The sequence below is a fragment of the Bacillus carboniphilus genome (genome assembly GCF_020524035.2).
Lineage (GTDB): Bacteria > Bacillota > Bacilli > Bacillales > JAIVKR01 > Bacillus_CC.
Genome location: NZ_CP129013.1, coordinates 3,510,910 through 3,527,479, shown reverse-complemented (window position 1 = coordinate 3,527,479; position 16,570 = coordinate 3,510,910). Strand labels below are relative to the sequence as shown.

Annotated in this window: 11 protein-coding genes; 6 read left to right on the top strand and 5 right to left on the bottom strand. The window is 31.1% G+C overall.

Annotation, left to right across the window (positions count from 1 at the left end):
* The 4 genes from dndC to LC087_RS18375 are packed head-to-tail and all read left to right on the top strand — an operon-like array spanning position 1 to position 5,102.
* Positions 1-1,575: a DNA phosphorothioation system sulfurtransferase DndC gene (gene dndC / locus LC087_RS18390; RefSeq protein WP_226542334.1), complete on the top strand. Its 1,575-nt coding sequence runs from the start codon at positions 1-3 to the stop codon at positions 1,573-1,575.
* A gap of 17 nt (positions 1,576-1,592) precedes the next feature.
* Positions 1,593-3,599 carry a DNA sulfur modification protein DndD gene (gene dndD / locus LC087_RS18385; RefSeq protein WP_226542332.1) on the top strand — a complete coding sequence of 669 codons (2,007 nt, stop codon included), beginning with the start codon at positions 1,593-1,595 and terminating at the stop codon, positions 3,597-3,599.
* On the top strand, positions 3,596-3,967 hold the full coding sequence (gene dndE, locus LC087_RS18380) for a DNA sulfur modification protein DndE (protein ID WP_226542330.1): 372 nt from the start codon (positions 3,596-3,598) through the stop codon (positions 3,965-3,967). The genes dndD and dndE overlap by 4 nt, the downstream gene beginning before the upstream one ends.
* A 13-nt stretch (positions 3,968-3,980) precedes the next feature.
* The gene (locus LC087_RS18375) at positions 3,981-5,102 is read left to right on the top strand and encodes a cysteine desulfurase family protein (protein ID WP_306019779.1); all 1,122 of its coding nucleotides are present in this window, start codon (positions 3,981-3,983) and stop codon (positions 5,100-5,102) included.
* Between the two features lie 328 nt (positions 5,103-5,430).
* On the opposite strand, the gene LC087_RS18370 is transcribed toward LC087_RS18375, so the two are convergent.
* From LC087_RS18370 to LC087_RS18350, 5 genes are all read right to left on the bottom strand, one after another.
* Entirely contained in the window at positions 5,431-5,844 is a 414-nt protein-coding gene (locus tag LC087_RS18370) for a hypothetical protein (RefSeq protein WP_306019778.1), read from the bottom strand.
* Positions 5,807-10,354 (bottom strand): DNA phosphorothioation-dependent restriction protein DptH, encoded by a 4,548-nt coding sequence (gene dptH, locus LC087_RS18365; protein WP_306019777.1) that lies wholly within the window; start codon positions 10,352-10,354, stop codon positions 5,807-5,809. Before dptH ends, LC087_RS18370 begins: the two co-directional genes overlap by 38 nt.
* Positions 10,335-11,738 carry a DNA phosphorothioation-dependent restriction protein DptG gene (dptG, locus tag LC087_RS18360; protein WP_226542324.1) on the bottom strand — a complete coding sequence of 468 codons (1,404 nt, stop codon included), beginning with the start codon at positions 11,736-11,738 and terminating at the stop codon, positions 10,335-10,337. The genes dptH and dptG overlap by 20 nt, the downstream gene beginning before the upstream one ends.
* A 2-nt stretch (positions 11,739-11,740) precedes the next feature.
* Complete coding sequence (dptF, locus tag LC087_RS18355) at positions 11,741-13,507, bottom strand: DNA phosphorothioation-dependent restriction protein DptF (RefSeq protein WP_226542322.1); 1,767 nt, start codon at positions 13,505-13,507, stop codon at positions 11,741-11,743.
* 1,439 nt (positions 13,508-14,946) lie between these two features.
* Positions 14,947-15,141, bottom strand: coding sequence for a hypothetical protein (locus tag LC087_RS18350; RefSeq protein WP_226542320.1), 195 nt, complete (start codon positions 15,139-15,141; stop codon positions 14,947-14,949).
* 144 nt (positions 15,142-15,285) lie between these two features.
* Here LC087_RS18350 and LC087_RS18345 point away from each other — a divergent pair, with 144 nt between their 5' ends.
* On the top strand, positions 15,286-16,020 hold the full coding sequence (locus LC087_RS18345; RefSeq protein WP_306019776.1) for a transposase: 735 nt from the start codon (positions 15,286-15,288) through the stop codon (positions 16,018-16,020).
* Positions 16,017-16,469, top strand: coding sequence for a transposase (locus LC087_RS18340; protein WP_306019708.1), 453 nt, complete (start codon positions 16,017-16,019; stop codon positions 16,467-16,469). Before LC087_RS18345 ends, LC087_RS18340 begins: the two co-directional genes overlap by 4 nt.
* The last annotated feature ends 101 nt before the right edge of the window (positions 16,470-16,570 follow it).

Sequence of the window (16,570 nt, the reverse complement as noted above, 5' to 3'; positions counted from 1 at the left end):
ATGCTAAACAATATAATTTCAAACCTGATAAATGCAGAAAATCCAAAAGTTGAAGACGCAAAACAACTAATCAAAGAAATTTACTTAGAAGACCATAGACCTTGGGTTGTCGGATACAGTGGTGGTAAAGACTCTACGGTTGTTGTCCAACTAGTTTTTGAAGCACTAGCTGATTTACCTAAAGAAAAACTGCATAAAAAAGTATATGTTATTTCATCTGATACCTTAGTTGAAACACCACTTATTATTTCTTCAATTAATAATACTTTACGTCGAGTTCAAGATCGTGCACTGCTCATGGGCTTACCAATTGAGACTCATAAAGTTAAACCTGATTTTGACCAAACGTTTTGGGCTAATATTATTGGTAAGGGGTATCCATCACCCAACCAGAAGTTTCGTTGGTGTACAGATCGATTGAAAATTGATCCTGCTAACCAATTTATAAAAGAAAAAGTTTCAACTTTTGGAGAAGTCATAATGGTCTTAGGTGTACGTGATGATGAAAGTGTAACTAGAGGAAATACCATGAAGTCACATACAGTCGAAGGAAAGGTGTTAATGAGACATTCAACTTTGTCGAATGCCTATGTTTTTGCACCTATACGAAACTTTACTCTTGAAGATATTTGGGACTATCTATTAGATGAAAATTCACCTTCCCCCTGGGGTGATGACAATCATGAATTAAACAAACTATATCAGGATTCTTCATCATCTAGGGAATGTCCTCTCGTTGTTGATAAATCTGTAAAGGAAAGTGCTGGTTCATGCGGAAATAGTCGATTTGGTTGTTGGACATGCACCGTTGTTACAAAAGATAAAGCCCTGAATGGTTTTATTGAAAATGGCGAAGATTGGATGCGGCCTCTACTTGAATTCCGAAATTGGTTGGCTGAGATACGTGATAATCGTAACTATCGCCAAAAATACCGTAAACATGGAAAAATCTATTTTAGAAATGTTCGTGTAGAAAACATTGATGAGGAAGACTATGTCATTATCCCTAAAAAAGCTAGTCGTAAAGAGGAAATTACTAAACTTGAATCTTTCACCATTGTAGAAAAAAGCGCATTAAAAAGTTTCCTCAAGAAGAACAATATCGACCTCTCAAGGGATGAAGATAATAGTTTGTTGATTAAAGACGGTGAGACTTATCAACAGTTAGGACTTGGACCATTTACAATGAAAGCAAGAGAAACAATTCTTCGAAAACTACTTGAGGTTCAACGTGATTTAAAGCATCCATCTGGAGAACATTATGAACTAATAAAAGATGAAGAAATAAAGGTAATAAGACGGTATTGGCTTGAAAATGATGATTTTGAGGACCGTGTTCCTCAAATTTTTAGAGAAGTAATGGGCTATGATCTGGATTGGGAGTATGATGACCGTCCTCTCTTTGATAAAGAGCAATTATCCGATCTCGAACTCCTATGTGATGAAATGAAAGTTGATATGAAAGTATTAAAGAGACTTATTTCTATTGAAAAAGAATATAACGGCTATAAAATACGTCGTGGTGTTTCACAAGATATAGAGAAGACTTTAAAACAGGACTATTTACACCTATAAAGGGGCATTAAACAACTATGCAGTTACAGAAGGTAATTTTCCATAACATTGGAGTTTATAAAGGCACACATGAAATTAATTTAACTGTACATCCACCTGAAAAGAATGTCATCTTATTTGGAGGAGAAAATGGTTCTGGTAAAACAACATTTTTAACCTCAATACGAATTGCTCTTTTTGGTGCTTTTGCTTTTCGCTTTGCAACCGAAAATGAAAAATATTATCAGCACATCTTTTCCCTACTCAATAAAGCAGCGGTGAATGAAGGGGCTAATTTATTCCAAATAATTCTTGAATTTAGTGAAACTGAGAAGTACCAACGAAATAATTATCGATTTGTTCGCAGATGGAAACTTTTTAATAAGAAACCAAAGGAACAATTTTCAATAATGAAAAATGGTGAATACTTGAAGGAAGATGAAAAAGAGAACTATCATTCTCATTTAAAAGAGACGATCCCTGTTGAACTTTTTAATATGTGTTTATTTGATGGTGAGGAACTTTCTAGAATTGTAAATGATAATCGACTATCTGAATACCTTGAATCAGCTGGAAAAGTATTATTCAATTTATACCTCTTTGAGACTCTTGAAAGTGATCTCTTACAATATGTTAAGTATTCGAAAGACGAGAGCCAATTATTTCAAGAAGAAGAAGAACTTTTCCTCCTTGATAAACAGATTTCCGATATTGAGACTAACATAATGGAGTTAACTGAAGAGGAAATATCTATTAATGAAACCATAAATAAATTGAAAGAGCTCCTTTCCAGTCTTAAAAGACAATTTGAGATCAACGGTGGACTTGTAAAAGAGGAAAGAGATTTACTACAAGCAAAAGTAACCGAAATTGAAACAGAAAGAAAAGGGAACTCAGATAAATTAAAAGAGTTTGTCTCTACCCTATTACCTTTTTACTTAACGAAAGATTTAATGTTTAGTATTGAACAGCAAATGGAGTTAGAAAGTTCTTGGGAATTAAGAGACAAACTTGAATCATCATTAACAGAAAAAAAATTAAATGAGATTATTAATACTCTTAAGTCTGAATTATCCAGTATACCAATAGCGCAAGATAATGCTGTAATACAATTACGTAAAGATCTATTAGGATTGTTTCCTGTACCTGATCTAAAACCTATTCACCGAGCATCTTTTGCTCAGAAAAGTAAAGTACAATCAATGGTTAATATAATAAATAGATTAGAAATTAATGACTATATAGGTATAATTGAATCAAATCAACAATTATTAGAACAGGCAAAAGATTTCCGCCATAAAATTAAATTAAATGAACAAACACATGCGTTTAGGGATATTTTCAGTGAGATAGAAGAAATCACGAAGGAAATTTCTGTTCTTAATATAAAGCTTATAGAGCTTACTGAAAAAAAAGAAGCTTCTCATTTAAAACTCGAAGAAACTAAGAAAATAAGAAAACTGATGATTTCACGACTTCAAGAAGAAGAAAAATCTAAAGGCTCCTATATTATTGCTAATAAAATCAAAGAATTAAGTACTAAGTTTCGTATACAGCAACAAAAGAAAAAATTACAAGACGTACAAATTGAAGCTACTAGAATGTTAAATGGACTTATGAGAAAAAAGGATTACGTTTCTTCTCTTGTAATTGATTCTAATACGTTTGAAGTAACTTTATATAATCAATCTAAAGAGGAAATCATAAAAGAGCGCATTTCCTCTGGAGAAAAAGAAATTCTTCTCTTATCAATTGTATGGGCAATGTTCAAATGTTCACGCATCAGGTTGCCTTTTATTTTTGACACACTACTAGGACGCTTGGATAAGACTCATAAGCAAACAGTCCTTTCAACATTTATTCCAGCATGTGGTGAACAAGTGATAATCTTGAGCACCGATTCAGAGATTGATCAGGTTCATTATGAAATCATTAAACCTCATGTGGCAAACGAGTATACTTTAGATTTTATCACCTCTGAAGAAAGAGTAGAAATTCATAATAAGTACTTTGATTTTGATCAACAAGAGGTGGTAAAACAATGAACTTTCAATTAAAAACATCAAACTATGTAGCGGAAAGATTAAACCAATTACATGCATCTACAAATTTAACACCAAATATTTTAGCTCGACTTGCAATTGCGCTTTCCTTAAGGCAAGAAGGTATTCCTGATATTCCACGGTCAGAGTCGAATGGTCGAGATTTTAATCGAAATACCCTAACTGGGGAACACGATTATTTATATCGTGCACTTATTACTCAACATGCTAACAGAGAAGTGTCAGACGATGAGTTTTTCCCCGGACTTTTTAATGCTCACTTAGAACGGGGCGTTCGTCTACTCTCTGGTGAATATCAACATGCAGGAAATTATGATAAATTTATTATGAATCTTTTACAGCAATCTTAGTAGGTGATTATTTATGCTTTATTTAGATAACAGTGCAACGACTCAAATGTTAACAGAAGTAAAAGAAGCAATGTTACCGTACTTATTAGAGGAATACGGCAATCCTTCTAGCAAATATTATCCTTTAGCTATTAACGCTAATGAAGCAATAAAAAAGGCTCGTGAAAACATTGCTACTTTACTTGGTTGTGATGTTGATGAGGTCATTTTTACTAGTGGCGCAACTGAAAGTAATAATATGATTATTAAAGGGATTGCAGACTATTACGGTGAAGAGAATAAGCATATTATTACATCCAAGGTTGAACATCCAGCTACACTTGAAACATGTCGTTATCTTGAAAGTAAAGGCTTTACAATAACATACTTAAACGTAGACAGATATGGTCGTATAAATTTAAACGATTTAACCAAGTTATTATTAGAATCACCTCCATTATTAGTAACAATTATGTGGGGAAATAATGAGCTTGGCTCTCTTCAACCAATTGAAGAAATCGCAGAGCTTTGTAATTCTCATAATGTTTTTTTCCATACGGATGCAACGCAGGTAGTTGGAAAAATTAATCTTAATGTTAATGATATACCTGGCTTACGATTTCTTTCATGTTCAGCACACAAGTTTCATGGCCCAAAAGGAATTGGTGTATCCCTGATAAAAAAGGATAATAGTGGATTAAAAACAAAAATAACACCACTAATACACGGTGGTGGTCAAGAAAACAATTATAGAAGTGGTACTCTTGCCGTCCATAACATTGTAGGTATGGGCGAAGCAACAAAACTTGCTTACTCTCGTTTAGAAAAAAATACTGATCATTTGCAACGATTAGAAAAGTATCTTCAAAAAATCTTAATTGATAAATTTGGTGAAGTTATTCAGTTTAACCATGATCAAAAAGATAAAATACCTGGTATCCTTAGTGTCCAGTTTAAAGGGATTAATAATGAACTTTTGATAAACAAATTAGCTCCTATTGTTGCCTTATCTACAGGATCAGCTTGTAGTTCTTCTAAACCTAGTCACGTTCTTGAAGCGGTTGGACTTTCAATTAATGCTATTCGTTCAACTATTCGTTTCTCTTTATCGCATTTAACTAATGCAGAGGAATTAAACATTTTTAATGAACTTTAATGATAAAAAACAATGGGTTACTTAGAGGGATTAATAAGTATGTTTAGAAATAAATGTGTGAATGAAGGGATATTTGGCCTCCATTCACATTAAAAACACTTTTTATTCAAAACATAATTGCCAGAACGGCTTATCTTCCATAATCTCTAACTTATTGTTTGATACTGATGTAACAATACTCTGGTGTTTCTCTAGCTGCCTAATTTTATTCATGACCCTATCTTCTTCATCTCTACTCTCAGTATTAAATATAGCTTGTACTTCTTTTCTCTTTAAATCGCTTACTTGGTGAACTATCCAAGTTAATAAATACTGCGAATAATCATTATCAGTTGTTACAAAATGACTCAAAAATTGAGTTGAGAGTATGGTACCTACACCATATTCTCTGCCTTCTTTTTAAAATTTTCTTTAACGAGTCGAAACCTCTGCTTAAAAAGTTATCAGCTTCATCAACAAGTATCATTTTAGTTAGCTCACGATATTCTCCTATAATCTGACTGTGCCCTTTTGATTGCATTTGAGAGTAGAATGTATCTAAAGTAATACCAACAACTAAATTCTGCATTCCTTCGTCATAACTAGATAGATTGATTACAGTTACACCTTCATTTAATTGATAAAGCGGTTTTGTATTTTTAGAGTCTGGCATAAAGATTTCAAAATCTGCAAGATCTCTTAACGCAGCTGTTAAACTGTCCTCTTTAATATCTTCCCGTTCTAAAAAAAACTTTATAAACATCAGTAATTGTTGGAGCTGGTAAATCCCAAGTATCTACTTTAGCTTTATTAATACCTTTTCTAGTATAAGCTTCCATAATTAATTCTCTTAGTAATCCTCTTTGAACGGGCCCTAACCCATATGCTGTACCTATAGTTTCTTTAATACTGTTTGCAATGTGAAGTGGTAGCATTGGCTTATGGCGCTGGCCCTTAAAAAGGGCTAATGGATTATAAGGTAAATGAAACAAATCATAGACTTTGGCATCAGTAGCATTTATGAAATCTTCTTTGATGTAATCTCCCTTATAATCAAAAATAAGAATATCAATTTTTGTGCCATTAACATTTAAATGAGAATTTTTATAAAGTTGTGTTATTAACGATTTTGTAAATTGAGTTTTACCTGTACCCATAGTGCCAATAATTCCTGTATTAGTATGCATTATCCTACTAGTATCAGTCGGAAACCAATACAATGGAATACTTTTATTTTCTAGTTTATGGCCAAATAAAACCGATAATGGTTGATCAGTAAAATTAGCCATTTTCACTTGAGTCTTTTTACTGTTTTCATCACCTTTTGAATCCACCTTGGTCAAACTTTGTTTGTTCTCATCCTGCTCATTTTCTAAGTTTATCGGGTAATCTCCTTCACTTTTGTTTGTCAGACTATGATATTTATTTTTAAGGAGTAAAGACTTATCAAAATCGGTATTTCCACCATGAATCATTTTTTTAAGTATTTCTATATCCTCTATTAAATATTGGTATCCTCTTGACTCAGGTAATTCTATTTGGAGTACATTTTCTAAAACCTTTTCTGTTTTAAAATGCACCCCTTTTAAAAATGAAACTATGGCACCATTTTGAATATATTCTTTAAAAGTATCTACTATTTCGTAATCATCATTAATTAACATTTCATGGATTTTACCATTTAAAACTTTATCCCAATCTTGCTGATCCCAAACATTGTAAAGTTTCATTTTCTTTACACTAACAAGTAATAACTGTATCAAGAAATCTCTATAAATTGCATTCTTAAATGATTCTTTTTTCAAAAACGTATCTAAAGCTTCTCTAGTTGCCTTCACTTGATCAACAGCCTTATTAATATCAGCACTACCAATTTTAACCTCAACAGGATAATAATGAAGTTTTAAGCCCTGTTCATGATCTTCAATACCAATAAGTAATAGATCATCACTTCTTGCCCCTGATACACCTAAATTTTTAGCTGAGAACAAACCACTACTTTGTTTTAAACCCACAGCACCAGATACTCGTAGGATCTCCTCTAACGATAATGGAATCCATATTATATCCGGATGATAAAAATAAGCTAAACTAAACTTTACGGCAGATAAAATACTAATTTTTTCACGCGGAAAATGAGTTTTATTTCCAATTAATCGTAATAACCAATCTCCGTTAATACTGTTGAAAATATTTATTATTTTTCCAGTTTCAAAATTATCATGTTCAAGTTTTTCTGAGAGAAATTCCCTAATTAATAATTGATATTGTGTAGATTTTTGAGTAACTGTAATTGCATCATAACTTGTTGATGAGCTATATTGATCACTATAATGAAGTATTAGTAAATTTTTATCACTCGCTTCATTATTCTTAAAAAAGTTTAGGTCAAACTTCGGTTCAATAAAAGTAACCCAGTGAGAAGCAGCGTATAGTTTATTAAGTTGTTTTAAGTCATGTTCGGAGAATGCAGTTACTATAATGTCTTTATGAGAAAAAGGATTTTGACTACTTGATGCTCTTGCCAACGAATTTAAAGCTATGGATAATTGTAACAAATTATTCTTTTCTTTTCTCAAAAATTTTGTTCCGAAGCCAGTACGATAAGAATCACCAAGAAATACTGAAGTCACTGATGAAATTAAACCGTTAACAGATATCCCTGTATCAATATTATTCATATTGTCATGGGTTTCATCAATGTTTTGATTTAATTCATAAAATGAAATATGAGCATATTCGTATTGCTCCAATACCTCATCTCTTTTATAAAAGTGTACTTTCTCTCTAAAGGCAGTTAATAAATCTTCCTCACTATAGTCCCCTGCATCCAATTTAATATCAAAATGACTTTTTGTCTCATTGACATCATCATAAAAAGAGATTTCCTCAAAAGCATTATAAGAATCTTCGTCCCCATAAATAAATATATCTATAGGAATTAAGTTAGAGATATTCGCTTTGTCCCTTAACTTACTTGAGTAGTATTCGAATATTCCTTGAAGTACTTCTCTACAGTCCCCTAAATTTATTGCATTAATTTTTAATGGTGCTAATACAATTTTGTTGAATAAAAAATCAAAGTGAGTAGTGAACTCTTCTATTTTTTCTTTAACTAATTTAGATACAAAATTACTCGATGAATTATACCGAGAGTTTTTATAGCTATAAAAGTAAATCCAATCAGGTGAATGATGCTGTTCTACTGGCTTATATATTCCTTTTTGGTCATGATTAATATAAGGTAGTAGTTGATTTGGAGTTAGTCTCTTATAAATCTCATCCGTTAAATCTTTCTCAATATTATTATTTAGTTCGATTTGATATGAAACAACTAATGGATGTAGTGGAGAGAATTTCAACTCCTTAAACCCAGTCAATGTCTCCACCGTTCCAATTCTCATAATGTTTTTTTCATATGAGTTTAAGATTTTTCCTTCTTCTATCGAATTGATATAATCCAATACAGAATTAACATAATTTCTTGCTAATTGGGTCAACTCCTCATCCCAGTACGTTAAACTTGGAAGAAGATTGCGATTTTTGAAATAACCAACAAACTCATTGAAACTATCCTCAATATCATTTGGAATCTCTAATTTTTCTGGTTTAACTTCTCGATTAATTTCTTTTAGGAATAAAACACTTTCGCTTATAAATTTTTGCTCAATTTCCAAACTGTTTCTAAGCTGTGATTCTTTAATATAATGCTCTTGATTACCTTGCTTTAGCTTTTTATCTTCAGTAAAGTAAAAACTCTTTTTATTTTTATGTTTCAACCTCTTTACGTTTAGACCTGTAATAGGAGTCGGTTTTTGTACATCTTCACTTAATCCTATTGGTACCTTAGTTGGGGGTAAATCAAGAAACACTATTGTTAAAATCTCATTATCAGAAGAGAACTCTTCAATCTTTTCAAGTATCAATTGATTTTTAACAGAGTCCATAGAAATTGTTTTATTATCCTCTACTATAATGGTTTCGCTGCTAATTCCTTGGTTATTTAATACTAATTTGTTTCTGAAGTTTGGAACTTCAATATATTGTTCTTTTTTGGATATTTGCAAAATGTAGTTTGATTCTACTTCCATAAAGAAATTTCTATCAAACTCAACTACAGCTATTTTAAAAATAAATATGACTCCATCTTCTTTATATTGAAATTTAGCAAATGTTGTTTCTTCTTTATTTGTAATTATGGTTACATTAATCTTTTTTCCTGAAGTAGCTGCTACATTATTTACATGGTTTTTTAAGTTGTCTTTTTTTAGGAATTGATCAAATGAAAATGAAGCTTTTATTTCTGACTGATGTTCAGGGTTAAATATTATAATATTTCTTCTGCGTTCCTTTGCCTTGGTATTACCATCTGATCTTTCCCAATACAAGTCCTTCTCCTCAAACTCCACTCCAAGATATTCTATTTCTTTTTTTTCCTTTTTTTTATTTTCTGATTGAATAATGTAGTTATATTCGTTACATTTCCAATTATCTTTACTTAATATCCCAGCCCCCTCAGAGTCAAAATGCAACTCTAATTCTTGTTCAGGATCACCATATTTATGAATATTTTCAATAAGTGAGAACTTAGCATTGTTTTCTATTAAACGTTTCTCTCTCTCTTTTTCAGTCATACTTGGTAAATCTGGATCATTATCTTTGAATAAACCAAAATCTTCATACGTCGAGTTATCAATTCCGTCAAATAATACCTTAATTACTGGTTTATATTCGAATACATAAGTGCTGATATTTGTAATATCCTCTTCAATTTCTGAAACAGCAAACTTTAACAAACTTTTACTAACGACATCTAACTCACTATTATTAACTTTATCAGTTATATCTTTTTTTAAGGCTGATTGAGAGAGGGGCATACCCTTTTTTTGTAAACTTTCCGTCCCACCGAGTATGCTATCTAAAGTAGAGTTATGAATAAATAATATAGCCGTCTCATTAAACAAAGGATCTTCTGTTCCCACCTTATTACGTAAAGTTGTAAGAAAATCTGTTGTCACTTGATTTAAATTTGAACAGATAATAAGCCTAATCCCATTAAAACATAATGCCTGAGCTTTGAAAGAAACCTCTTTCCAGAGGAAGTCTTCCAATATACCCCCTCGTTTAGCAAGTAAATTTATAGATCTTATTAAATTTTCTACATGATTATCATCTTCAAATTGGATATTATATTTGTCACCACTTTTTAAATTGTTCTGAGAAAAATAACTTATTATTTGCTCAGCTAAATACTCATGAAATGTACTTAACATACTGCGCATCACCACTATCACTCTTTTTCTCTATTAAATTTAACTTTTCATAAAGCTCTACTAACTCTTTTCTAGAATCCCTATCAAAATAGATTCCTCTATATTCAAATTCATTAAATAACTCATTGAGTGCTAGTTTATCTTGATTACCGATACAGATTTTAGTTAAAAAAATAATGTATTCTTGCTTTAAATTGAGTGTATAACCTAATGAACCGGATTTTTTTAAAAATGATGTTTTAGAAAATTCATAAAAACCATTATAGTAGTTCGTATACATTTTTTTTCGTGTTACGGAGTTTTTAAACTGAAAATCAATATGATAAAATAAATTCCTTATACTATTTAAACATGGTTCATTGTACTTGTTCATATCCGATGGTTCTTTAAATTTGTCCCAAGGAACGTCCAAAACTCTTGCTTTATACTCATTAATTATCTCATTCAATTCATTATTGAGTAGCTCTCTACTATTTTTATCAAGTGTCAAAACATAATTTTTAAATTGCTTATAGCTCATAAATTCATCTTTATGCTTAATACAATTCATTATTTCTAGGCAATTAACATGTGCATATAATTTATGAAGTTTTGGTTCTACAACTTTCCACCCTTCTGTATAGCTTCTTCGAGATTGCATACGCTTTTCCCAGTCGAAACTATAAAATAATGGAAATATATCAAGAGTTTCATCAAAAAAGTTATCCAAGTGTAATACTAATTGGGTAATATAATGAAAATAGTAATATTGCAAAAGTTGTTGGAAATGTTCAATAAATAATTTCTCATCTTTGAGTAGTAATATCAGATCATTTTCAAATCTGAAACGTATATCCCATAGGTAATTAACATATTTATTTTTTTCACTAGATTCCTCTTCAAGTTTAGGTAGTGAATCATGGAGTAATTTCAGCAGTACATTTTTGGGCGGATTTTTATACACGTTTAAGAAATTATTTCTTATTTCTTGAGTCGAAAAGATACTTGCTAAAAACCTTCCAATTTCCGATTGTTTTTTATCAGAAGATATATAGTTGAAAAATTGAGGATGAGCTATTATTAATTCATCCTTTTCATCAAAAAATATCTCTCCAATTACACTTAATAATAAACCCCTATTCTTACTCGAATTAGAAACAATCGAAAGTACCTTATTAAAAATTGACTGTTTATCAAAAGTACCAGTCTTTTTAGCTGTAATTTCTCTTGAAAAAGCACCTGTTATTCCCCAAAAGCTTTCGACCTTATTATTTTGTGTTGTATAAGGTAATAATTTAAATTTAGTACCAGTATGATGTATTAGACGTAAATTTGTCTTATGCTCATTTTCTTTGAATCTAAAGATTTTTTCTATTTGATTGTAATTAATAATATTATATTCCATAATTACTTCTCCTTAAACTCGTACCCAAAGTCTTCGTCAAATAAAATAGTGAAACTTTTTGAATTATTTCCGCTTTTCTCTGTAATGGTTAATACCTCTTTTTGATTACTATATTCTAAAATATTATTGATTAAGTATACAAAATTGACGTAATTATTTTTATCTTGTTTGTTTGGCCTATATCCTTCATTAATTCTCATTAATAATTGATATAACGGAAAGTCTATTCTAATTGAAAGTACGGCATTTTCATTACCAGAAATTATGAATTTAAGTATCATGTATGGCAAAAATTTATCTAAAATTTCTTGATTAGATTTATCTAGGTTTTTAACGAACTGCTTTATGTTTACTGATTGACTTATTGTATATTTTAACTGATTTCTTCCAGGATTAATATTAATCATTCTAGTGCCGGTTTCACTTTTGCCATTCCATTCATAAATACTGTCAATTACCTCTGTATAAAGCTGTTTTAGATTCTTTATATTACCATTATTCCAATAAAATAAGTTTGAAAGGTATTTGTTGTATATAAGATCATTTATTTCTAGAGAGTTTGTACTTTCTTTTGGAGTGAAAGTATAAAACCGAATAAGAGTATTTAATGCTATCTCCCGTTCTTCTTTGGAAATATTATTTATTGCTAATACAAAAGGTTCATTATTTATTACTCGCTTCTCTATGTACTGACTAAAGATTTTATAAATATCTGTTGTATTAAAGAAAGTAATTGTTAAGGTATCTAATGTTTCCGATCTCTTAGTTACTGGATCAATTAGGGAAATATTCTTAAATCTATCCGAGTGTTTTCCGAAACTAAAAAACAGATTGGGTAATAAAGCAGACAGGTATTGACCAGAACTAATTTTCTCTAGATATTTTTCGAGATTATCCTTATCTGCAATCTGATCAATATCACTATCAACTATTATGTTATATAAAAAGTTGAAAAAAGCTCTAGAAGAAATGATTGTTTTGTACTTTAAAATAAGTTCAGCAATATACTTAATGATTGTTTGTTTTACTTTATCTTGCATTAGTAATTCATAATTGTATTTAATTGGACAAGTCTTTGCAGCAGTACATCCACTTTTACAATTGTTAATATAACTCTGGTAAAAAGGGTTTTGAATAGATTCATTTGTCAACTTATCCAAAGATCCTTCCATAAAGTGAGATATTGGGCCATTACTCGTTAAAGAAAACAATTGATAATCACTTAAATTCACAAATTGAAAATAACTATCACGCTCAAATGAATTCCCTTCTATTTTAGGTTTAAGTATATTTTTATCACTTACATAATTATGTAAACAACTATACTTATCAGCATATTTTGATTTTAAAAAGTTATTGAGTGTTCCTAAGTTAATTGCTAATAAGATACTTTTATTAGGATTTTTCCTACGTAACTCTTCGTCTGTATAATCACTAAGAACCTCAGATAATGTATCCATTGATGTTTTATTAGGTGCGTTGCTTTCTGTAGCATCATTATGTATATAGAAGTAGTCAGATAAATAATCAATTTTAGATTTAAGATAAGAGAGCAAATGAGATTTACCATCCCCCACGCTTCCACAAACTAGGATCAAATGATTTTCATCTGACTCCTTAACCTTGTTAATCAATGTACTTAATTCTTTTTCTACTTTCCTAGTAATATGCATATATTGTTTAAAGCTATTAAATGAATCTGTATTTTCCACAGCTTCCTTTGAGGATTCCTTTAGTTTCTTAAGCTCACTTAATAAACAATCTTCCATTTTATCACCTCTTTATAATTTAGTAATATTTTAAATCTGCTCCATGCTCACACATGTATTTCGCAATTAAAAATTGAGCCACTTCGCAAAAAAAATTTGAGCCACTTTAGTGAGCCTATTTCACAAACTTTAGAGAGAAATATTTTGCTCCATTTTTAGGCTTGACATGGAGCCTCTACGGGCATGAATTCCTGCGACTACGTGCGAGTAGGAAGAGATTCGCACCCTAACAAAGGTATCATGCCCGCCTCTCCAAATAAAGCCGTCCTTTGTATCTTCATAAAAAGAATTCACAAACTTTGAGTGGCTAATTTTTTTGTTGTCATGTGGTTCACTTTTCGTGTGCTATTAACACACAAAATTGACTTTCTGAAAAACTGAATATGAAAAACGGTAAAATAATCCTTTCCTTATCCACACGAATGATTTCTATCCAACTTAGGCTTACTTATGCCTTTTTGTCAGCTGTAATCCACTCCTACTGTGTAGGTTCTAGGATAAAACACCATGTAAATTATAACATTTAAAGGAGTTATTTCAGGAAAATTTGTCTGGAAATCTTCCTAACTGCTAGTTCTAGTAATTAGTATTACATTAACCATTTTTCAAAAAGTTTATATACCATATACCAAAATTAATATTTTCTATATCCTACTATGTTCTTTGTCCGATGCAAATGAACTTTTTCATCATATAACTTTAATCGTTTAATCTAAGGAGAAATAAGCGAAGATACCTCTTAAGGAAGATGCTCTCTTTTTAATTGAAGGTTCAAGAGAATAAATTGATACTTCTTATTTAAGGAAAGTACTTTTAAGAAGAACGCCATAAATACAAAAAAGGAAGTGAGGAAAAACGATCTACTTTTCCAAACTTCCTTTTTGGGGATTCTTCTTTCGGCAGACCCATGTTGAACTAATAACCTTGGTTTCCTATATCAACCGTTTTACCAATTAAACTAACTCCCCGGAAGCCGCTAAGGTTATTAGTGACGTAAATAGGCTAAGAATTAACATTGCAGTCATCTCCTTTTTCATAATGAAAAGATCCCATAAATTAGTCATAGCAATTGATATTAGATTAGCGAGAAAAATACCAAAAATCCACCATTCGCTACTAAAAGCAATGTTTATTTTCTTGGCGAGGAGTATAGGATTCGAACCTATAACTGCGGCATACTTTATAAGTAATATAATAACATTATATAATTTCTCTCTTTATTTTTCAAAAAAAGTTTTAACCATTTCACCAGTATTATCTATAGTTGCATCAACAATTGAATTATCAATTTTATCGATTTGAGCCTATTTATTTATCTCGGTATGTAAGTACTAACTTATAGAAGAAGATTAGTAGTATCTTTAATATTTTGATCTAGAACCAATCTGTATTTACGTCTCTAACCTAATTAGAAAAATGCATTAACTTATAAACCTAAATTACTGGCCAAATTCTTTCTGTACAAGTTCTAACATCAACTCATCCATCGTTATGTTATCCTGCTCAGCTTTCTTCTTGATTTTTGTTTTGAGGCTCATAGGAAGATATAATTGCAATACCTCTAAATCTGAATCAATTAAAATCCCATTATGTCTTAAAGAAATATTTCCCTCGATTAAACTTTGTTTTAACATGTTTGTTTCATCTATATATCTTTAAATGAGCAAATTCAGATCAAAAAAATCCCATTAAATTAAATAGAAAAAGACATGACCACTAACTTGGATTAAAATTAAAGCTCCAACACCATAACCCTAACCAAGGAGTGTTCATGTCCAATGACTAGATTATCACATCAAGAAAAAATCCACAATATTTTAGAGGAATGGCGTTTACCACTTTATTTTTCCAAGCCGTCTATGAACCATCTTGTTTCTATGATTGATGGGATGCTGAGTTTCGGTTTCACAGGAAAGATATCGCAAATTCATGCGCTAAGCTTTTGTAAAAAACATCGTACAACATTAAGCTATTTTTTAAATAAAGGTGCTTGGGACGAAACCTATTTAAATCAAATTACAAAACAAAAAACCGCCCAAACCATTCACAAAAACGCAAGAAAACAAAAGGAACCTGTATTCCTTCTCTTTGATGACACCATCGGACAAAAGACCAAACCTTCGTCACAGGCTCAGTCTCCTATTGAATCTTGTCAGTACCATTTTTGTCACAAAGAAGGAAAACCTGTTTACGGACATCAAGTCGTTGGAATGATGATGCAAAGCGGGGATTTAGCGTATCCCTATGATTTCGCCCTATATAACCAATCGAAAGAAAAGAGTAAAATTCAAATGGCCGTTGATATGATTGACTCTTATGTAAAGCGAACTGTATCAACCAATATCCTTTGTGATAGTTGGTATACCTCTAAACGTATCATTGAAGCTGGACTAGGGAAAGGAATTCATACGATAGGAGCTCTTAGAAGCAATCGCATCTTTTTCCAAAAGGCGAGCGAAAACAAATCAAACAGTTTGTTCCCGATATTTCAATGGAAGAAACCGACCTTGTGACCGTTGGTGATGAAACCTATCGAGTCTATCGTTACGAAGGAAAACTGAATGATTTAGAGCTTGGTGTTGTATTGCTTTGCTTCAAAGAAGGCGAACCAATGGAGCCTAAAAACGTACGCAGCTTCCTATGTACAGATATACAGCTATCCACAAAGAAAATCTTAGACTACTACTCCAAACGATGGTCAATTGAAACGTATTTTAAACAAATAAAAGGATCGTTAGGTTTTGATGGATATCAGATTCGCAGTGAAAAAGCGATCTTGAGATATTGGACAATTTTAAACTTCACCTATATTTTCGCAAGCCTTTTAAAAGGCACAAAATTTTGCGAAGCTCTCCATGAAATCAGGAATCAAAAGTTTGGTAGCATCATTAGGTTTGTATATGATCAAGCAACTCAAGGAGAAGAACTTGAAAAGATTAAAAAAGAGCTTTTAGTTGCCTAGGGTACTTGTCATTTCATTTTTGTTGGTAATTTTTGTATTGATTTTTGCTCAATTAGAGTTATCATACAAAGAAATGTTTATGTTCAAATCTATGTATGTTT